General features: G+C 71.4%; 19 protein-coding genes. 8 read left to right on the top strand and 11 right to left on the bottom strand.

Translation table 11 applies throughout. The features are described 5' to 3' along the window. Nucleotides 1-5 precede the first annotated feature (5 nt). On the top strand, nucleotides 6-260 hold the full coding sequence (locus JOM49_RS28645) for a hypothetical protein (RefSeq protein ID WP_209667301.1): 255 nt from the start codon (nucleotides 6-8) through the stop codon (nucleotides 258-260). A gap of 24 nt (nucleotides 261-284) precedes the next feature. Here the strand turns inward: JOM49_RS28645 and JOM49_RS28650 are convergent, their stop codons facing one another. From JOM49_RS28650 to JOM49_RS28665, 4 genes are all read right to left on the bottom strand, one after another. Continuing rightward, on the bottom strand, nucleotides 285-680 hold the full coding sequence (locus JOM49_RS28650) for a hypothetical protein (protein WP_245369513.1): 396 nt from the start codon (nucleotides 678-680) through the stop codon (nucleotides 285-287). After that, nucleotides 677-1,117 carry a hypothetical protein gene (locus JOM49_RS43395; RefSeq protein WP_245369514.1) on the bottom strand — a complete coding sequence of 147 codons (441 nt, stop codon included), beginning with the start codon at nucleotides 1,115-1,117 and terminating at the stop codon, nucleotides 677-679. Before JOM49_RS43395 ends, JOM49_RS28650 begins: the two co-directional genes overlap by 4 nt. Beyond that, nucleotides 1,117-1,614 (bottom strand): RDD family protein, encoded by a 498-nt coding sequence (locus JOM49_RS28660; protein ID WP_209667302.1) that lies wholly within the window; start codon nucleotides 1,612-1,614, stop codon nucleotides 1,117-1,119. The genes JOM49_RS43395 and JOM49_RS28660 overlap by 1 nt, the downstream gene beginning before the upstream one ends. Nucleotides 1,615-1,715: 101 nt before the next feature. After that, nucleotides 1,716-2,843, bottom strand: coding sequence for a BTAD domain-containing putative transcriptional regulator (locus tag JOM49_RS28665; RefSeq protein ID WP_209667303.1), 1,128 nt, complete (start codon nucleotides 2,841-2,843; stop codon nucleotides 1,716-1,718). A gap of 61 nt (nucleotides 2,844-2,904) precedes the next feature. Between JOM49_RS28665 and JOM49_RS28670 the strand changes: the two genes are divergently transcribed. Then, nucleotides 2,905-3,915 (top strand): hypothetical protein, encoded by a 1,011-nt coding sequence (locus JOM49_RS28670; RefSeq protein WP_209667304.1) that lies wholly within the window; start codon nucleotides 2,905-2,907, stop codon nucleotides 3,913-3,915. Then, on the top strand, nucleotides 3,915-5,147 hold the full coding sequence (locus JOM49_RS28675; RefSeq protein ID WP_209667305.1) for a hypothetical protein: 1,233 nt from the start codon (nucleotides 3,915-3,917) through the stop codon (nucleotides 5,145-5,147). The genes JOM49_RS28670 and JOM49_RS28675 overlap by 1 nt, the downstream gene beginning before the upstream one ends. Before the next feature lie 4 nt (nucleotides 5,148-5,151). Here JOM49_RS28675 and JOM49_RS28680 read toward each other — a convergent pair whose 3' ends face one another. From JOM49_RS28680 to JOM49_RS28695, 4 genes are all read right to left on the bottom strand, one after another. Further along, nucleotides 5,152-6,534 carry a serine/threonine-protein kinase gene (locus JOM49_RS28680; RefSeq protein ID WP_209667306.1) on the bottom strand — a complete coding sequence of 461 codons (1,383 nt, stop codon included), beginning with the start codon at nucleotides 6,532-6,534 and terminating at the stop codon, nucleotides 5,152-5,154. A gap of 159 nt (nucleotides 6,535-6,693) precedes the next feature. Next, nucleotides 6,694-7,761: a flavin-containing monooxygenase gene (locus JOM49_RS28685; protein WP_209667307.1), complete on the bottom strand. Its 1,068-nt coding sequence runs from the start codon at nucleotides 7,759-7,761 to the stop codon at nucleotides 6,694-6,696. After that, nucleotides 7,758-8,969, bottom strand: a complete 1,212-nt coding sequence (locus tag JOM49_RS28690) for an MFS transporter (RefSeq protein ID WP_308158909.1) — start codon at nucleotides 8,967-8,969, stop codon at nucleotides 7,758-7,760. The genes JOM49_RS28685 and JOM49_RS28690 overlap by 4 nt, the downstream gene beginning before the upstream one ends. Next, the gene (locus JOM49_RS28695; RefSeq protein ID WP_209667308.1) at nucleotides 8,966-10,276 is read right to left on the bottom strand and encodes an FAD-dependent oxidoreductase; all 1,311 of its coding nucleotides are present in this window, start codon (nucleotides 10,274-10,276) and stop codon (nucleotides 8,966-8,968) included. Before JOM49_RS28695 ends, JOM49_RS28690 begins: the two co-directional genes overlap by 4 nt. Before the next feature lie 103 nt (nucleotides 10,277-10,379). Between JOM49_RS28695 and JOM49_RS28700 the strand changes: the two genes are divergently transcribed. Beyond that, nucleotides 10,380-11,165: a helix-turn-helix domain-containing GNAT family N-acetyltransferase gene (locus JOM49_RS28700; RefSeq protein ID WP_209667309.1), complete on the top strand. Its 786-nt coding sequence runs from the start codon at nucleotides 10,380-10,382 to the stop codon at nucleotides 11,163-11,165. 19 nt (nucleotides 11,166-11,184) lie between these two features. On the opposite strand, the gene JOM49_RS28705 is transcribed toward JOM49_RS28700, so the two are convergent. Continuing rightward, nucleotides 11,185-11,637: a hypothetical protein gene (locus tag JOM49_RS28705; RefSeq protein WP_209667310.1), complete on the bottom strand. Its 453-nt coding sequence runs from the start codon at nucleotides 11,635-11,637 to the stop codon at nucleotides 11,185-11,187. A gap of 100 nt (nucleotides 11,638-11,737) precedes the next feature. Then, complete coding sequence (locus JOM49_RS28710) at nucleotides 11,738-12,865, bottom strand: SagB/ThcOx family dehydrogenase (protein ID WP_209667311.1); 1,128 nt, start codon at nucleotides 12,863-12,865, stop codon at nucleotides 11,738-11,740. A gap of 532 nt (nucleotides 12,866-13,397) precedes the next feature. On the opposite strand from JOM49_RS28710, the gene JOM49_RS28715 reads away from it, so the two are divergent. Then, nucleotides 13,398-14,042 carry an SRPBCC family protein gene (locus JOM49_RS28715; RefSeq protein ID WP_245369515.1) on the top strand — a complete coding sequence of 215 codons (645 nt, stop codon included), beginning with the start codon at nucleotides 13,398-13,400 and terminating at the stop codon, nucleotides 14,040-14,042. Between the two features lie 33 nt (nucleotides 14,043-14,075). Further along, nucleotides 14,076-14,567, top strand: coding sequence for an SRPBCC family protein (locus JOM49_RS28720; protein WP_209667312.1), 492 nt, complete (start codon nucleotides 14,076-14,078; stop codon nucleotides 14,565-14,567). A gap of 19 nt (nucleotides 14,568-14,586) precedes the next feature. On the opposite strand, the gene JOM49_RS28725 is transcribed toward JOM49_RS28720, so the two are convergent. Continuing rightward, nucleotides 14,587-16,128 carry an alpha/beta fold hydrolase gene (locus JOM49_RS28725; protein ID WP_308158910.1) on the bottom strand — a complete coding sequence of 514 codons (1,542 nt, stop codon included), beginning with the start codon at nucleotides 16,126-16,128 and terminating at the stop codon, nucleotides 14,587-14,589. A 225-nt stretch (nucleotides 16,129-16,353) separates the two neighbouring features. Here JOM49_RS28725 and JOM49_RS28730 point away from each other — a divergent pair, with 225 nt between their 5' ends. Next, nucleotides 16,354-16,743, top strand: coding sequence for a MerR family transcriptional regulator (locus JOM49_RS28730; RefSeq protein ID WP_209667314.1), 390 nt, complete (start codon nucleotides 16,354-16,356; stop codon nucleotides 16,741-16,743). Between the two features lie 98 nt (nucleotides 16,744-16,841). After that, nucleotides 16,842-17,765: an NADP-dependent oxidoreductase gene (locus JOM49_RS28735; protein ID WP_209667315.1), complete on the top strand. Its 924-nt coding sequence runs from the start codon at nucleotides 16,842-16,844 to the stop codon at nucleotides 17,763-17,765. Nucleotides 17,766-17,779 lie beyond the last annotated feature (14 nt).

A 17,779-nucleotide genomic window follows, 5' to 3' on the forward strand; every position in this document is an offset into this window, starting at 1 on the left:
CGGTGATGAACAGGTCCGAAGAGGACGAACTCGTCATCGAATTCTCGCCCGCCCTGGTCGCGGTGCTTCTGGCCGCGGAACGCTCGAAGGGCGCCCCTCTCACGGAAGAGGAGGTCCTCGAAATCCGTGACGGGGCAACGTGCATCCGCTTGCCGAGGTCGCTGGCCGGGGCGATGGCGGAACAACGCGGCTACCCCGACCTCGACCCCGAGCAGTGCTGGGAGCAGTGGCAGACCGTGCGCACCGAACTGGCGGACTGACCCAGAGAAGGCGCGTGCCGGTCCTCACCCGGGGGTGACGCCGTAGTGCTCGCGCACCTCGCGCAGCTTGGGCGGGCCGTTGAACCCCAGATCGCCCGCGCTCACGATGATCGACCGGTCCCGCGTCTTGAACTCCTGCGGCACCGACCAGCGGTCCTCGAGGTCCGGCGACGCGGCGTAGGCCCTCAGGATCGCGTCCATCACCTCGATGGCCCCGTCTTCGTCGGACGCCTCGATCACCACGTCACCGCGTTGCCAGCCACCGCCGAACTGGTCACTGCAGTCCCACGTCGCGGAAGCCACGCCGTCGACCGACATCGTCACCGCGGTGAACGCCTCCTCGCACCGGTCGGCCGAGCACCCCGAGACGGGCACCACCAACCCCACCGCCACGGCGGGCAGCCACCAATGACGCCTCACTGAGACCGGTCCTTCCCGTAGCGGTCGCGTAGTTCACGGATGTTCGGCGTCCCCGAGAATCCGGCGGCCCCCGCGCCCACCACGATCGCCCCGTCCTCGTTCCGGTACTGCTGCGGCGTCGACCACCGGGGTTCCAGGCGCGGCTCGGCGGCGAACGCCCGCAACAGCGCGTCCACGATGCGAGTCGCCTCCTCGCGCGACGAAGCCCGCAGGACCACCTTGCCCCGTTGCCAGCCACCGCCGAACATGTCACTGCACTCGAACTCGGCCGACACCACCCCGTCGACGGCGAGCGCTGTCTCGGCGAACGCGTCCTCGCAGTCCGAGTTCCGCGACTTCCCCAAGCTGAGCAGTACGGCGAGCGCGCCGCCGACCGGCCCTGCCTCGGAGAACCGGTGCACGAGCCGGCGCCTGCGGCGTTCCCAGCGCTTGCCCATCAACGGAGCCGGGCGGTGGCGCGGACGTCGACGCTGACCCGGATCGTCGAACCGCCCGGCGCGCCACCGCTGCCACCGAACACGGCCGCGATCAGGGCGAACACGAGCAGCGGCAGCAAGATCGTCCGGATCAGCATGGCCCACGGGGCCTTGGCACCAAGGCGGCCACCATCCGCGAAACGCACGAGCCGGGTGCCGGCGAGCACCGCGCCGAGCGCGCGGCCATTGCGGTAGCACAAACCGCCGTACAGCAACGGAACCAGCACCAGGATCCCCACGATTCCCAGCACCAGCGCCCCGGCGCCGAGGTTCGCCGTGCGGTCCACAACGGCCAGTACGACGACGCCGGCCCCGGCGCCGAGCAGGAACACCGCGATGTCGACCAGCCAGGCCAGGAAGGTCCGCCAGAATCCGGCCTCGACGAAATAGATCCCGTTACCGAACGTTTTCAGCCGCTTGTCAGCGGTTCGCGGCACCTGCTCAGCCTGCACGGTCATGGTCCTGCTCCCCCATCAGAGTACTTTTTGCCGAACGTATCGGAGGCCGCCCGCGGGCGGTGTGGTCCGATCGACCCCTTGACAACGATCGGGCATCCGGGTCAGGAACGGGTGGTGCCGTCGATGGCGCTGACCGACACGCCGGTCGTCACCGCGAGCACCGTGTTGCCGCAGCGCACGAGGTCGCCCACCACCAGCGCGGCTGGTTCCCCGACTCGGTCGCCGTTGTGGAAGGTTCCGTTGCGCGAGCCCAGGTCCGTCAACACCAGCCCGCCCGCGCCCTGGGTGATTTCGGCGTGGCTGCGGGAGACGGCGCCGTCGTGCCGCAAGGCGATGTCGGCGCTCTCGTCCCGGCCGATGACCAGGCGGCCGGACACCGGCAACTCCCGCCGGCGCGCCCTGCCTGTGCCGTCGACCCAGGTCAGCAGCGGTCTGCCGGAGGGCTCCGCGCCGGGTGCGGCCACGCGCAGCAGGGTCGCCGTCCCGGCGTGGGCGAGCACGGCGCGTTCCAGCTCGCGCAACGCCGGCCCCGGGTCGACTCCCGCTTCCTCGGCCAGTACCTGCCGCGCCTGCCGGTATCGCTCCAGCGCTTCGGCTTGGCGGCCTTCCCGGTACAACGCGACCATCAGCTGACCCCAGAACCGTTCGCGCAGCGGCTGTTCCGCGACCAGGCCTTCGAGTTCCCGCGCCAGGCCGGGAACGCCGTCCGCGCGCAGGTCGGCGGCGATCCGCGCTTCCAGTGCTTCCCAGCGCATTTCGGCGTAGAGGCGACGCGCGGGATCGAGCGCGGCGTGGTCGGGCAGATCGGCGCAGAACGGGCCGCGCCAGAGGTCGAGGGCCCGCCGATAACCGGCCGCGGCCGCTTGGACGTCCCGTGCCTGGTCGGCGGCTCGTGCCCGGCCGATCGCGTCCTCGACCGCCCGGACGTCGGCGCGGACCCCGGTGAGCTGGTACCCGCCCGGTCCGTGCCGCAACGCGGTCCCGTGCGCGCCCAGGGTTTGCCGCAGGTGGTGCACGTGGACCTGGACGGTGGCGCGGGCAGCGGGACGGCCGGTGTCGGAGTACACCGCCTCGGCCAGCCGGTCGGCGCTCACCGGGGCGCCGCCGGAGGCGGCCAGCACCGCGAGCACCGCGCGCGGCCGCGGCCCGCCCGGCGTCGCGGGTACGCCGTCGACGACCAGCTCGACCGGCCCGAGCAAGCGCACCTCCACCACCACGGCGACGATCATTCCAGGTCCGGCGGCGCCGGGTTGAAGCGAACTTGAAGCGCGGTGCGATCTACTGTCCGCCATGAGCACCTTGACCGCACTCGAAGAGGTAGCCGACCGGCACGGCCGTGCCGCGCTCTCCGACCCGATCGTTCTCACCGGCGCGCTGCGCAGCCTTCCCGTGCCACCGGCGGAGGCCGAGATCAGCGCGCTCGCCGCCGCGGCGGCCGCCGGTGCGCCGGACCGGATGCGTGCCGTACTGGAGAACGCGGGGACGCCGGCCGACGCGCTGCGGGAAGCAGTCGCGGCCTGCGGTGGTGGCAGTGGCGCGGAATGGGCGTGCGGCCGACTCGGTGCGGCACTGGGCTATCTCCTCCGCGAAACGCCGGCCGCCGAAGCGCCGACCACGGTCCTGACCAGCGAGAAAACCCGGCGCGGCAAGCGGATCGCCGTGGTGGCCGGGGTCGCCGTGGTCGTGGCGGCACTCGCCACCACCGGCGTGACGCTCGCCCTCAGCGGAGGCGGGGAGCACAACGCCGAAGGGCCACCGGTCACGCCGACCACGACCGTCCCGCTGTCCACCACTCCGGTGCCGACATCCGAATCCCCGGCCCCGCCGGAACTTCCCGCCCCGAGCGCCGCCTTCACCGATCCGCAGTTGCTCGCCGCGGCGAAGCCGTACCTCGGCGACGCCGGCGTTCGCTGCGAGACCGCCGAAGCGGGCGTCGGTGTCCAGGAGAGCGTCACCTGCGAGCTGGGCTCGGGCATCATCGCCAGCTTCCGCAAGCTGCTCGACCCCGGGCAGCTCGACGCCCTGCGCCAGGTGCTGCTGACCGACAACGACGGCGCGCGCCCCGGCTCGATCCGCTCCCTGCGATGGGAGTACGTACCGGGTCAGCCCGGGATCCGCGCGGGCATCCCGATGGGCACGCCTCGCGACGGCGACGGCACCCGGATCCGGTTCCTGGAGCCGGAAGAGGGCCTCGCCCGGCTCTACTTCGACGAAGACGCCACGGGGGTGGCGGTGTACATGCAGGCGAGCACCAGCGAACAACAGGCGCTGCGGGCGTTCTGGGCCGATCCGGACGCGTGATGGACCACCACAGCGATCCCCGCCTCGCCGAAGTCGTGCGGCGCTTCGGGCGGCACGCGCTCACCGACCCCGTCGCCCTGCGTTCCGCGCTGAACCAGTCGGCGAACGCCCTGACCCCCGCCGAAATCGACGCGCTCGTCGCCGCGGCCGGCGAACCCGGCCGCGCCTCCGGCGACACCAGGGACACGCGGACCGCGGCTCCCCTGCTGGACCCGGCGGCCGCGGAAAGGCGGCTGACCTGGAGCGGTCCGCGGCAGCGGCCGCCGACCCGCGAACTGCCCTCGCGCCGCCGCCGGACGTGGCTGATCACCGGGGCCGTGGTCCTGGTGGTGGCCGCGGTCGCGGCCGCGGTGGTGGTGTTCGTCCGGGACCAGACCCAGCCCGCCGCGCCGCCACCCGACCGGTACGCGCTCGACCAGGTGGAAAGCCGTTACCGTGCGCTCGGCGCCCGCCTGCTCGACGGCGCGGTCCGCTGCGCGCAGCAGCCCGCGGAACCCGGTGAGCTGGAACGGGTCGGGTGCGACGCCGGACTGCATTCGCTCACCCTGGTCACCTATGACGTGGCAGGCAGGCTCGCCGAGTCCCGCAAGCTCGCCGAAGACCCCACCGCGGTGCGCTCGGCCGCGAGTGCGGGGCCGAACGCGGCCTTCGCGATGCGGGAACTGCCTTCGGGCGAATCCACGGTGTATTGGGACGTCGACAGCCCGCGCCCGGTCAGCGCCACGCTCGTCGCGCCGGGAACCGGGCTCCCGGCGCTGGCGAAGTTCTACGACACCCGGCAGTTCGGCGTGCTGGAACGCCCGGAGGTGCCGGGTGCCGCGTTCGCCTCCGGCGCGCTGTGGGACTTCGCGCAGTCGCACGTGCTCAACGAACCGTCCGCGGAGTGCGTCACGGTGCCCGCCACCACCGGCACCGCGGAGACGGTCAAGTGCCCGACCGCCGACGGCGCGATGCTGGTGTTCAACACCGCCGCGGACCGCGCGGCCCTGACCGGCCTGCGCGCGGAGAACGCCGCGGACGGCGGTGTGGTCCCGGGCAGCGTCGAGGTGCGCACCTGGAACCGGCTGGGCGGGCCGACCGTCGGCCAGTTCATCCGGTTCGTCACCGCCGACGACTTCAGCCCGACGATCTACTTCGACGACGACGCCCGGCTGGTCTACGGCCTGTTCTTCGGCGCGCCAGGCTCCTCCCCGGACGCGCTGGTCCAGCGCTGGGAACGAGGGGCGACCTGACGCGTCAGCCGAACCGGAGCCCGGCGAAGAAGTCCTCCACCGCACGGAGATCGGCCGGGTAGGGCGTGCCGACGCGGCCGTCGAGCACGGACACCGTCGCCTGCTGCTCGTCGGTCCAGGCGAAGCGTGTGGTCGTCCCGAGCACCGTGCAGACGAGCAAGCCGCCGCGGCCGTCCCGCGACCAGGACTGCTTGGCGGGCAGGTCGTCCGGGCACCGGCCGTCGGTGAGCCCGGCCGGGTCCGCCCCCGCGGCGGTGCGCAGGTAGCCGGTGGCCGCGTCGGTGTCGTCGAGCGCGGCGATGCGGAGTTCACCGACCTCGCCACCGGGCCGGCAGACGACCTGGGCACGCACGTCGTCGTCCGCCGGGGAGACCGGCTCGCAGCTGAGCCCGGCCGGTGTGCTGAGGGCGACGCGGTCGGTGGCCGACGCGCCCGAGGTGAGCAGGATCGTCGCGGTGACACCGATGGCGGCCACCACGGCCACGCCCGCCACCGCGGCCGGCCACCAGCGGCGGCGCCGGACCGGCCGCTCGGGGGCGGCATCGGCACGTGAGGGCGCGTCGGCGCGGATCGCGCGGATGCGGTCGCGTGCTTCGCGCACACTCGGCCGGTCGGCCGGATCCTTCGCCAGCATCGCCCGGAGCAGGGCGTTGACCGACGCGGTCCGCCGGTCCTCGACCAGCAGCTGCGGGATCGGGGCCCGGTCGTGCGCGACGATCACCTCCGGCTGACTGCCCCGGTAGGGCAGGTCACCGGTCAGCATCACCCAGAGCAGGCAGCCGACGGCGTAGACGTCCGAAGCCGCGGTGGCGGGAGCACCGTGCAGGCGTTCGGGCGCCAGGTAGCCCACGGTGCCGATCACCCCGCTGGTCTCCGAAGTGCGGTCGACCTCGGCCGACCGGGCGATGCCGAAGTCGCACAGGTACGCGAAGTCCTCGTCGTGGTGCTCGGCACGAGGTCGCAGCAGTACGTTGCCCGCCTTGACATCCCGGTGCACCACGCCGATCGCGTGCGCGTCACCGAGCGCGGAGACCACCTGGTCCACCACCGCCAGCGCGCGGGCCGGGTCCATCGGCCCGGCTTCGAGCACGCGGGTCAGGTCCGGCCCGTCGACCAGCTGCATGGCCAGGTAGAGGCAGCCGTCCACCTCGCCGTGGTCGTGGATGGCGACCACGTGCGGGGAGTCGAGCATGGCCAGCGCGGCCGCCTCGCGGCCGAACCGCTCGCGGTAGACCGGGTCCTCGGCGTATTCGGGCGGGAGCACCTTCAGCGCCACCGGCCGCCGCATGCGGTGCTGCCAGGCGCGGTAGACCACCCCCATCCCGCCGCGGCCGAGCACCCCGTCGATGCGGAACCCACCGAACTCTTCCCCCACCCGCGGCGACATCCATCCCCCGTTCACCCGACCAGTCCGCGAGCCACTCTAGCCCGGACGATCAAGCGAACCGGCCCGGACGAACACGGCCGGCAGTGAGGCATGAAGAGCGTCTCCAGGACGGAGGGGCTGGTCGCCGCACCGGACCCGAAAGCCGAGCAGGTCGGCCGTCTACCGCACGCCGACCGCCGTGGGTGCGTCGTGTACGTGGGCGGCCAGGGCTTCGGCGACGTATTCGGCGTCGTGGTGGGCGCCGCGCAGGGTGTTGGAGGCGAAGGAGCGCTGGAATTCCAGGCCGACGTAGGCCAGGCCGGGGTGGGTCATGGAGAGGCCGCCGGTGTGCAGGGGCATGCCGTTCTGCAGGGTGGCCAGGGGTTCGAGGTAGCCGAGGTCGGGGCGGTAGCCGGTGGCGAACAGCACGGTGTCGACGTGCTCGCGTTCGCCGTCGGCCCAGACGACCCGGTCGCCGTCGAAGGCGGTGAACAGGTCGCGGCGGTGCAGCCTGCCGGAGTCGATCGCGGCGCGGTAGTCGCCGGTGTCCATCACCAGCGGGCCGCCGAGGTAGTGGATCAGCCAGTGCGGTGGGAGCTGGTCGAAGCCGGATTCGACCAGCCAGTGGTGGACGTCCCGACCATCACGTCGTTGCGGGAGGAAGTTCACCGGCGCATGGGTGGCCAGGGTGACGTCGGCGTGCTCGGCGAGTTCGTGGGCGACCTGCACGCCGGAGTTGCCGCCGCCGACCACGACGACGCTTTCTCCTTGGTACGGCTTGGGGTTGCGGTAGTCGGCCACGTGCAGCACCCGCCCGGTGAAGCTGTCCTGTCCGGGTAGTTGGGGCCGGTGGGGGTTGCCGAATGAGCCGGTCGCGGCGATTACGCCGGCCGCCGGGATGTCCTCGCCGGTGGCGGTGCGCACGACGAACCCTTCCGAAGTGCTTTCGACCGCGGTCACCGTAGTTGCAGTGCGGATGTCGGCGTCCACAGTTTCGGCGTAGCGGCGCAGGTAGGCGACGACCTCGTCGCGGTGCGGGTAGTTTTCCGGCTCGCCCGGGAAGTCTTGGCCGGGCATGCCGCTGTACTGAGCGGGTGAGAACACGGTGAGGCTGTCGTAGTAGTCGGCCCACGAACCGGTCGGTTCAGCGCCGGATTCGAGCACGATCGGCCGGATCCCGTGGTGGTTGAGTGCGCGCGCGGCGGACAGGCCGGACTGGCCACCGCCGACGATGACGACGTCATTCATGAAGTGCTCCTAGAAGTAGGTGGTGTGCTGGCGAGGCTGAGTACCGCGGCGATCGCGGTGATCCCGCCCAGTACGAGGAAAAGTTCGGAGTAGCCGCCGAGTGCTCCGGCGAGGGCGGCTCCGGCCCATGGTGCGAAAGCCATGGTGATCGTCAGCGGGGCGGAGAGCAGGCCGGTGAGCCTGCCGTAGTGCGCCGCGCCCCAGCGGTCGGTGATCGCGGTGGCCTGCACCAGGGTGAACACCCCGCGGGCCATACCAGCCACGATCGCCGCGCCGATCAACGCCACGACCGAGGTGACCAACCCCAGCACCGCCGTGGTCGCCGCCGACAGGAGCAGGACCAGCAGGGTCCGGCTGCGCACGCCGGTCCGCCTGGCCAGCGTGGAGAACCCGAGCCGCCCCAGCACCTGCCCGGCCCCGCCCAGCCCGAGCGCGATCGCCGCGGTGCCGCTGCTCACCCCCTGTTCGATCAGCAACGGCACCAGGTTCACCACCGCGGCGAACGCCCCGAACGCGGTCAGCGCCAGCGCGGCGGTGAGCACCAGGAACGCCCTGCTGCGCGCGATCCGCGCCGGATCGCCCAGGCCGGATCCCGACTCCTCGCCCTCGGCAGCAGGCCACGGTCCCCGCAACCCGAACAGGTGCCCCGGAATCGTGATCACCGCCAGGATCACCGCGAGCACCAGGTACGTCTGCCGCCAGTCCACATGCGACACCAGTGCGGCGGTCAAGGGCGCGAACACGGTGCTGGCCAGACCGGCGGCCAGGGTGAGCACGGTCAAGGCCTTGACCCGCTGCGGCCCGTACCAGCGGGTCAGCGCGGCGAACGCCGGTGGGTAGAGCGTGGCGCCCATCGCGACCCCGGCCACCACCCACGCCGCGAGGAACCAGCCCAAGCTCGGCGCGAGCGCGATCAGCACGACCGCGGGCACCCTCAGCGCCGAGCCCGCGGTCATCACCCCGCGCGGGCCGTGCCGATCCAGCCACCGCCCGACCGGGATCCCCACCAGCGCGGCGGTCAGCTGCCCGGCCGAGAACCCCGCCGTGATCCACGGCAAAGACCAACCGGTCGACCGAGCGATCTCCGGCCCCAGCACGGGAAAGGCGTAGTAGAGCACGCCCCAGCTGGTGATCTCGGTCAGGCACAACGTGGCCAGCACCCGGCGCAGCCCGCCTCGGTTGAGCGCGGGCTGCGCCGTCGTGCTCACGCCCTCGGCGCGGGAGCCGCCAGGGTCAGCGTCTCCGGCTCGGCCGGTGCCCCGCAACAACCACTACCGGCAGGCTCGGCGTCGAACACGCCGGATCCACCGCAGACCCCGGTTTCCGGCAGCACCAGCTCGACGCGCTCGGCCGCGGCGTGGTCCCCGGCGAGCGCGGCGGCGATACTGCGGACCTGCTCGTAGCCGGTCATCGCCAGGAACGTCGGGGCCCGGCCGTAGCTCTTCATCCCGGCCAAGTACACGCCTGGCTCGGGGTGCGCCAACTCCTTGACACCGTGCGGATATACCGTGCCGCACGAGTGCGCGTTCGGGTCGATCAGCGGCGCCAGGCGCACCGGCGCCTGCAGGGTCGCGTCCAATTCCAGCCGCAGCTCCGACAACCACGACAGCTCCGGCCGGAACCCGGTCAGCACCACGACCTCGTCCACTTGCTCGAGGCGGTCTCCCTGGTCCGAGATGAGCGTCAGCTTCCCGCCGACCTGCTCGACGGCCTCGGTGCGGAAACCGGTCACCGCACGAACCTGCCCGTCGCGGGCCGCCTGCTTCGCGCGCAAGCCCAGCGCTCCACGGGCGGGGAGCTGATCGGCCTCGCCACCGCCGAAGACGTTGCCGACTTCGCCGCGACGCAGGATCCAGCTGATCCGCGTGCCCTGCTCGACCAGGGCGACCAGGGCGGTCAACGCCGAGTGCCCGCTCCCGGCGATCGCCACATGCTTGCCCGCATACCGCGCACGCACCTCCGGGTCCGCCAGATTCGGCACCTGGTAAGCGATCCGATCCGCTGCCGCACGTTCACCGAGCGCGGGCAGCCCGTCACCACCCAGCGGATTCGGCCCCGTCCAGGTACCCGACGCGTCGACCAGCGCCCGCGCGGTGACCCGCCGCTCGGTGCCATCCGACTCGCGGATGTGCACGGTCAGCGGCTCACTGCCCCGACCGGCATCGACCACGCGGTCCCGGCCACGCCTGGCGGCGCCGATCACCTCGGTGCCGAAGCGGACCCGTTCCCCCAGCTCCGCCGCCAGCGGCCGCAGGTACAGCCGCGCCCACTCCTCACCCGTCGGATAGCCGTCAGGCCGCGTCCAGCCCGTCGGCTCCAGCAACCGCCCGGCCGCGGGCGCCACCAGTTCGGACCACTGCGAGAACAAGCGCACGTGGTGCCACTGCGCCACCGCCGCGCCCGCCTGCTCGCCGCGCTCGAACACCAGCGGTTCGATCCCGCGTTCGAGCAGCTCAGCCGCTGCCGCCAAGCCCACCGGCCCAGCACCGACCACCACTACCGGCCACTCACTCAACTCGACCACCCCTAGCATCGATGACTATCGATCCAACGTTGCCGAGGACTGTATCGACGGCCGTCGATTGACGCAACCATCGATTTCGATCGATACTGAGGGCATGACGCTCGCCCCGGTGGAACTGCCGATCACCGAAGCCACGACCTACGCGGAGTGGTTCGCGTGCCTGGCGGAGTCGACTCGGGTCCGGCTGCTGCACACGGTGGCCACCGCCCCCGGCGGCGTCACCGTGGGCGAACTGACCGAAGCACTCGGCATCAGCCAATCCACCTGCTCCCACCACGTCCGCAAACTCGCCGACGTCGGCTTCGTGCGGCTCCGGCGGGAAAAGACCGCCACCATCGTCACCATCAACGCCGCCTGCTGCACCGGCTTCCCTCAAGCCGCCGACGCCGTCATGGGTCTGCTCGCACCCCGCCCCTGCTGCCCCAGCGGCCTGCCCGCCGACATCACCGTCCGCGCCATGACCGACCACGACTGGGACGACGTCCTGCGCATCTACAGCGAAGGCATCGATACACACTGGCTACCCGGACACCGCTGGGTCGCACTACTCGACGATGAAGTGGTCGGCTGGACCGCCGCCGCCCCAGTGTCCACCAAGGACCACTACGCCGGAGTCGCCGAAACCTCCGTCTACGTCGACGCCCAATACCGCGGCCGCGGCGTCGGCAAAGCCCTTCTGCACAAACAAGTCACCGCCGCCGACCGCGACGGCCTCTGGACCCTGCAAACCACGGTCTTCACCGAAAACCGCCCCGGCATCGCCCTGCACCACGCCGCCGGATACCGCACCGTCGGCGTCCGCGAACGCATCGCCGAACGCGACGGCACCTGGCACGACATTGTCCTCCTCGAACGCCGCACCGATGCCGTGCAGCGATAGCAGGTAGCCGCCGGCCTGACTAGCGTTTCTCGATGTGCCACCGCACCGAATAGCTGTTCGACGATTTGCCGTTGTCGTAACTGAAGACCGCCCGGTACTTGTTACTATCCTGCTGTTCGTCGTGCACGTTGGAGCCATTGGCCACGCAGTTCGCCCGGAAGTACACCTGGTTCTGTCCGTTGAGGTTGTTGTAGTAGACGACCGAGAGTCCGGAGCCCACCCAGTCACTGGCATATCCGGTGGCGAACGTGACCTCCTCGCCGGGCCTGACCAGGCGCGGAGGTTCTTCCAGCCACCCAGCTCCGTCGGGGTGGACGGCCACCGCGCCGAGACCCCAGGTGATGTCGGTGTAGTTGACGATGGTTCCCCTGGCGGTCCGCCAGGTATCCGCTACGTCGAGCCCGTCCCGCGAGCCGGAGGCCGAAGCCGTACCGGCGGGGGCGGCGAGCGCGAAAACGGTCATCGCGGCCATGAGCAGCACCCATAAGCGTGACATGGGAAAGCTGAAATTAGACATGAGGTCATTCCCTTCGAAGAACTTTGATTCGGGTTATGTACAGCTTTCGCCTTATCTAACGAGCTGCCCGGTGCAGCACGCTGCCGCTGAAGGTGTCCAGCCGGGCGGGTGGTGGCCCGTTCTCCGGTTCGGGGCGCGGGTGCCCGGCGGCGAGCACGTACACCGGGGTGTGGCCGACGTTGTCCAGGCCGCAGCGTTCGGCCTCCGCCGTGTCGTGGAACGCGCCGGTCTGCGCGGGGCCGAGGCCCAGCGCGGTGGCGGTCAGCGCGAAGGTCTGCCCGAGGTGCCCGGCGTTGAGCAGGCTCACCCGGTAGCACCGGGCGTTGCGGTACTTGCTGCTCATGCGGTCGATCACCGCGGCGAGCACCACCAGGAAGGCCGCACCGCCGGCCCAGTCCTGGTCGGCGCACAGGTGCGCGGCCTCCTTGTCGGTCAGCCCCGGCGAGAGCAGTTCCAGCGAGTGCTCGCGCAGGTTGTAGTGGTAGACCCCCGGATCGACGCCGTCGACGTTGCGGATCGCCACGTACGGCTCCAGTTCCTGGCGGGCCCCGCCGGAGGGGCTGGTGCGGCGGAACAGCACCTCGTGCCCGCTGTCGATGAAGTCGACCGGCCCGAACACGGTGGCCAGCAGCGTGGCCAGGGTGTCCAGTGCGACGGGTTCGGCGGCGAAGTCGCGGTGGGTTCGGCGGGCGTAGAGGACCTGGTCGTACGGCAGCCGCAACTCGGCGGGACGGCGCGGCAGGAGCATCCGCGGGGCGTCGGGGTAGCCGGTGAACAACACGTGGTCGGGAAAATCCTGGCCGCACCCCTCGGCCAGCAGTCGCTGCCGTTCCTCCTCGGTGGGGTAGCGCAGGTCCTGGGTGGCGTAGTGGAAGAACGACGCCTCCGGCGACCAGGTGGCCCACTGCTGGGCCACTTCGGCGTCGCGGGTGGCCTGCGGGCTGTCCTCGGCGAGCAGCAGCCCCGCCTCGAACAGGGCCTCCACCGCTTCGGCCACGGTGGCGGGCGTGAGGTGGTCGAGCCGTTCGGCGGCCTTCGCCGGTTCGACCCACTCACCGAACGCGGACAGGATCTCCGCGGCCGCCGGGTGCACCGCGGTCGGCTCCGGTCCCGGATAGGGATGGGCGACGAACTCGCCCTCGTACCAATAGCAGACCACACAGCTGGCGCGGCGAAGGCGCATGACGGCACTCCTGGGAGGTGAGAGTCGGGCTCCGGCGGGGACCGGGACGGGGCCGGGCACCCCGGATCGGCGCCCGGCCCCCGCACACCGCTACTTGCTGCTGTCGAAAATCCAGTGCCAGTGGGCCGCGTTGCGGTCGGCCCGCTCCACCTTGTGGGCGCTCATCGAAATCTCGCGCATCGGTTGCACCTCCTTCGCCGGAATCGGTGTAACACCAGTTCTGCTTGACGTGCCAAGGGTTTCCGCCACGCCCGGCGCCTAACGCCGGGCGAGGCCGATCCACCCGACCGATCGACGCCCGGCCCGATTCGTGAAAACCCTTCGCTGGCAAGGAAAAGTGCCTCCTGCTGGGCAACCGCGCGGTACCGGCCGGGCGGCGCGCGCGGCCACCTGGACACCCACAAGAAGTCCGGTCCGGCGGTGCGGCCCGGCCCCCGATGCCAGCCTCGGCTTATATAAGTTGAGGCTGGTACGATGCCTGCTCGTGCACGCGTCCGACATCCTCGGCGACCCGGTGGGAAGGGAACAGGACATGAAAGACGTCTTGGCGGAACTGGCCGCCGCGCGCCGGGCCATGGGCAAGGGCAGCGTGCCCGCCGGTGAGGCTTACACCATCGAGGTGCGGCGTCGATACGAAGCGCAGGTCGACGACGTCTGGGACGCCCTCACCAACCCCGAGCGCCTGCGTCGCTGGTTGAAACCGGTCACCGGGGAGCTGCGGCCCGGCGGGAAGTTCGAGTTGGCCGGTGGTGAGCACGGCGAAATCCTCCGGTGCGAGCCGCCGCGGCTGCTCAAGGTGTCCTGGCTCTACGGGCCGGACGCCGACGCTTGGCCCGGCACGAGCGAGGTGGAAGTGCGCCTGGCCCCGGGCCCGGCCGGTGACACCGAATTCGAGCTGATCCACGCAGCGGTCGTCGAAGAGCCCCTCTTCCCGACCTACGGCCCCGGTGCCGGTGGCGTCGGCTGGGACCTGCATCTCCTCGCAATGGCCCGGCTGCTGGCCGATGGCGAGACCACCGGCCACGAGGCGATCGAGAAGTCGCCCGAAGGACGCGAGTTCATCCGGCGCAGCGCCGCGGCCTGGGGTGAGGCCCACCTGGCCGCCGGTGGCGAACCGGAGCACGTCGCGGCCGCGGTCGAGGCCACCACCCGGTTCTACGCGCCCGAACCGACCTGACCTCCCGTCCCGCACCTGGAAGGAACGCGTGCCGTGAAGTACACCAACTCGATCGAGATCGCCCTGCCGCGGGAGAAAGTGGCCCAGCTGCTCACCGACCCGGCACACCTGCCGAAGTGGCTGCGGGGAATGGTGCTGCACGAGCCCGTGACCGGGGCACACGGGCAGCTCGGCACCAAGTCGCGGGTCGTGTTGCAGTCGGGGAAGCGGCAGTTCGAGTGCACCGAGACGATCACCCGCCGGGAGCCGGCCGACCTGCACGAGATCCCGAAGGAGAGCGTCGTTCACTTCGACCGCGAGATCGTCGGCGCGGGCATGTGGAGCGTCGTGCGCGAACGGCTGACCGAAGCCGGTCCGGAGACGACGCTCTGGGAAAGCGAAAGCGAATACCGGTTCAGCGGCCTGCTGATGCGACTGGTGGGACTCCTGATGCCCGGCGCTTTCCGCAAGCAGTCGCAGCAGCACCTGCAGGATTTCCAGGCGTTCGCCGAACAGGGGAAGGACGTCCGCGACGGGAAAGGCTGACCTGTCGCGATAAGCACGGTCACCGCGGGGCGACGTCGGTGCAGACGACCTTCTCGTCCGGCAGCCGGCCGGTGGTCAGGAACGTCACCGTCGCCTCGTCCACGCACGTGGAGCCCTGGTGGTAGACGTAGTGCCCGCCGTTGTCCGCGCCGACGAAAGCCGCTCGCTCGCCGAGGACCTGGTACAGCCCGAGTCCGTCCTCCCACGGGGTGGCGTTGTCCCTGCGGTTCTGCAGGATCAGCATGGTGCGCGGCCCCTCGCCCGTCACGCGGACGGGCTGTTCGAGCGGCTTCGGCCAGAACGCGCACGCCCAGATGTTGGCGGGCATCCCCGCGGTGAGCGGCCAGGCCGCGCGGTCCTCGGCGGTGCGGCGGGCGTACTCGTCGACATCGCTGGACCACGACGTGTCACCACAGGTCAGTGCCAGGAACATGGTGGCCTGGTTGTCGGCCGGCACGCCCGGGGTCGGCGGCGGCGAGGTGAACACCTGCCGCAGCACCTGGGCGTCCGCCTCGGTGAGCACGCCGTCGGCCAGCCCGGCGGCGGCCTTCCAGAACTGCGCGAGCACCGGGAGGGTGTCGTTGTGCAGCAGAAGGCTGTAGGTGACGGTGCGCAGCATCGAACCCGTCAGGGCCAGCGCGGTGCCGGGGACGGGCGCGGGGGTGCGGTCGAGGCGGTCGGCGAGGGCGAGGTACTCCCGGGTCACCTCGTCGACGGTGCCGCCCAGTCCGAGCGTGGCGTGCTGCGCCGCGGCGACCCGTGCCGCGTCGGGGAAGCGATCCGACATGGCCTTGCCCCAGTTGTCCTTCGCGTGGGCCCAGACCTTCGTGGGGTCGACGTTGCCCTCGAGGACCACCCGGTCGGCGCGCTCCGGGAACAGTGACGCGTAGACGGTGCCGAGGTAGGTGCCGTAGGACTGACCCCAGTAGGAGATCTTGTCCTCACCGAGCGCCGCGCGGACGAGGTCCAGGTCGCGGGCCGTGTTGGCGGTGGTGAAGTGCCGGAGCTTCTCGCCGGCGTTCGTCGCGCACCGTTCGGCGTCGGAGCGGGCGTGGTCGACGTTCGCGGTGATGGAGCCGTCCGCGGCCGGGTACGGGAAGAGTCCGGCGAGGGACGGGTCGTCGAGGCCGCAGCTCTGCGGGGTGCTGTGCCGCACCCCACGCGGGTCGAAGCCGATCAGGTCGTAGGCCGCCAGCACCGACGGCGGCAGGGTCGGCGCCACGGCACCCGGTGTTTCCAGGCCGGGCAACGCCGGGCCGCCCGGGTTCAGCAGCAGGACACCGCGGCGGTCGCCGGACTTCGCGGCCGGCAGTTTCGAGACGGCCACCTGGATCTTTTCGCCACCGGGGTTCCGGTGGTCGAGCGGAACCTCCACCGTGCCGCAGGTGAGCCGGGGATCGCGGCTGGCGCCCTCGGCCAACGCCGGGCACGTGCCCCAGGTGATGCGCGGCGTGGCGGCCGCCTCGGCGACGACCGGTGGCGCGTTCTCACTCGTCGGGTTCTCTTCCGCGGCGTCACAGGCCCCCACCGTGGCGACGGTGAGCGCCGCCACGAGCACCACCCTGGTGAACCTTCGGGGGATACCGGTTCCCGCTGACCGTTGCATCGTCTTCAACGCCCTTGCCCTCCAGTTCTCCGTGTTGCCGCGACGCGCACTTACGCCGTCGCCAGCGAAAACCTAGGGAAGACCGCGGCACCACAGATCCCCCTGGTGTGGACACCTTCTGTAGTCCTCACGGGGGACAGCGGCCTCACCCGTGGAGCACGCGCGCGTAGGCTTTCCGGAATGCGGATCGGCGAGCTGTCCCAGCGCACGGGCGTGAGTCCGCGCTCGCTGCGGTACTACGAAAAGCAAGGCCTGCTGAGAAGTTCACGCTCCGACGCCGGGCAGCGGCACTATTCCGACGCCGCGGTCCAGCGCGTGTCGCTCATCCGTCAGCTGTTCGAGGCGGGTATGTCCAGCCGGGTGATCGCGTCCGTGCTGCCGTGCGTGGACCTTCCCGCTGACCTGGACGTCGCTGAGGAGACGTTCACGGCGATGACGCGCGAGCGCGACCGGATCGACGCCGACATCGCGCACCTGATCGAGACCCGGGACGCGCTCGACGTGCTGATCAGGGCCAACAGCCGGCACCGGGCGGAGCTGTCCACGACCCCGGCACCGGTGCCGCTGTGACCTGCACCTCAGCCGCTTGCCTCTGACACCGATGTCAGCGGTGAGGATGGCGGCAGCACCCGGAACCACCGGGTCGGTCACCAGGGAGGCGGCAGAAAATGGGGCAGGCGTGGGGTTTCGGCAGGTACGGCGGACCCGAGGTGCAGGAGTTCTTCGATCGTCCCGATCCCGTCCCCGGTCGCGGCGAGGTGCTGATCCGGGTCACCGTGGCCGGTGTGAACCCCCTCGACCACCTCGTGCGCTCGGGCCTGGTCGACGGACTCGACGGCGGACGTCCGTTCCCCCGCGTGCTGGGCATGGAGGCCGCCGGAACCGTTCTCGCCCTGGGTGAGGACGTCGACGGGCTCGAGGTGGGTGACGCGGTCTTCGGCTTCGCGCTCACCGGCGGCGGCACCTACGCCGAGACGACCGTGCTGTCCGCGCCGAACACCGCGCGCATCCCGGCGGGTCTGTCCGCGAGCGTGGCGGCCACGCTGCCCGTGGCCGGGACGACCGCGGTGGACGTGCTCGACCAGCTCGGCCTCCCAGCCGGTGCCACGATCCTGGTCAACGGGATCGGAGGCGGGGTCGGCCTCGCCGTCGCCCAACTGGCCATCGCGCGCGAGCTGCGGGTGATCGGCACCGGGAGCAGCGCCAAGCGCGAGCCCGCTGAAGCCATCGGGGCGCGGTTCATCGACTACACCGCCGGGGACGTCGTCGCCGCGGCACGCGAGCTGGTCCCGGACGGCTTCGACGGCATCGTCGACCTCGTCGGCGGCACCTCACTGCGAACGGTCGCGCCACTGGCCCGGGATCCCCGCAACATCATCGCCGTCGGCGACATGTCCGTGCCCGACCTCGGTGGCCGCTTCGTCGAACGCCGCCTCGACCGCGAGAACCTGGAGCGCTCCGCTCAACTGGCCCTCGACGGAGCCCTCGCCCCCGTGATCACCGCGATCCACCCACTTTCCGACGCCCCAGCCGCCCTCGCCACCGTCGAAAACGGTCACACCTCGGGCAAGGTCATCATCAAGGTGACCTGAGGCGGACGTGGTGG

This window comes from Amycolatopsis magusensis (assembly GCF_017875555.1).
GTDB lineage: Bacteria > Actinomycetota > Actinomycetes > Mycobacteriales > Pseudonocardiaceae > Amycolatopsis > Amycolatopsis magusensis.

Excerpts from the sequence above, each read along its gene's own strand:
- JOM49_RS28645 (WP_209667301.1), top strand. The coding sequence starts at position 6 with ATGAACAGGTCCGAAGAGGACGAACTCGTCATCGAATTCTCGCCCGCC.
- JOM49_RS43395 (WP_245369514.1), bottom strand. The coding sequence starts at position 1,117 with ATGGGCAAGCGCTGGGAACGCCGCAGGCGCCGGCTCGTGCACCGGTTC.
- JOM49_RS28660 (WP_209667302.1), bottom strand. The coding sequence starts at position 1,614 with ATGACCGTGCAGGCTGAGCAGGTGCCGCGAACCGCTGACAAGCGGCTG.
- JOM49_RS28665 (WP_209667303.1), bottom strand. The coding sequence starts at position 2,843 with ATGATCGTCGCCGTGGTGGTGGAGGTGCGCTTGCTCGGGCCGGTCGAG.
- JOM49_RS28670 (WP_209667304.1), top strand. The coding sequence starts at position 2,905 with ATGAGCACCTTGACCGCACTCGAAGAGGTAGCCGACCGGCACGGCCGT.
- JOM49_RS28675 (WP_209667305.1), top strand. The coding sequence starts at position 3,915 with ATGGACCACCACAGCGATCCCCGCCTCGCCGAAGTCGTGCGGCGCTTC.
- JOM49_RS28680 (WP_209667306.1), bottom strand. The coding sequence starts at position 6,534 with ATGTCGCCGCGGGTGGGGGAAGAGTTCGGTGGGTTCCGCATCGACGGG.
- JOM49_RS28685 (WP_209667307.1), bottom strand. The coding sequence starts at position 7,761 with ATGAATGACGTCGTCATCGTCGGCGGTGGCCAGTCCGGCCTGTCCGCC.
- JOM49_RS28700 (WP_209667309.1), top strand. The coding sequence starts at position 10,380 with ATGACGCTCGCCCCGGTGGAACTGCCGATCACCGAAGCCACGACCTAC.
- JOM49_RS28705 (WP_209667310.1), bottom strand. The coding sequence starts at position 11,637 with ATGGCCGCGATGACCGTTTTCGCGCTCGCCGCCCCCGCCGGTACGGCT.
- JOM49_RS28710 (WP_209667311.1), bottom strand. The coding sequence starts at position 12,865 with ATGCGCCTTCGCCGCGCCAGCTGTGTGGTCTGCTATTGGTACGAGGGC.
- JOM49_RS28715 (WP_245369515.1), top strand. The coding sequence starts at position 13,398 with ATGAAAGACGTCTTGGCGGAACTGGCCGCCGCGCGCCGGGCCATGGGC.
- JOM49_RS28730 (WP_209667314.1), top strand. The coding sequence starts at position 16,354 with ATGCGGATCGGCGAGCTGTCCCAGCGCACGGGCGTGAGTCCGCGCTCG.
- JOM49_RS28735 (WP_209667315.1), top strand. The coding sequence starts at position 16,842 with ATGGGGCAGGCGTGGGGTTTCGGCAGGTACGGCGGACCCGAGGTGCAG.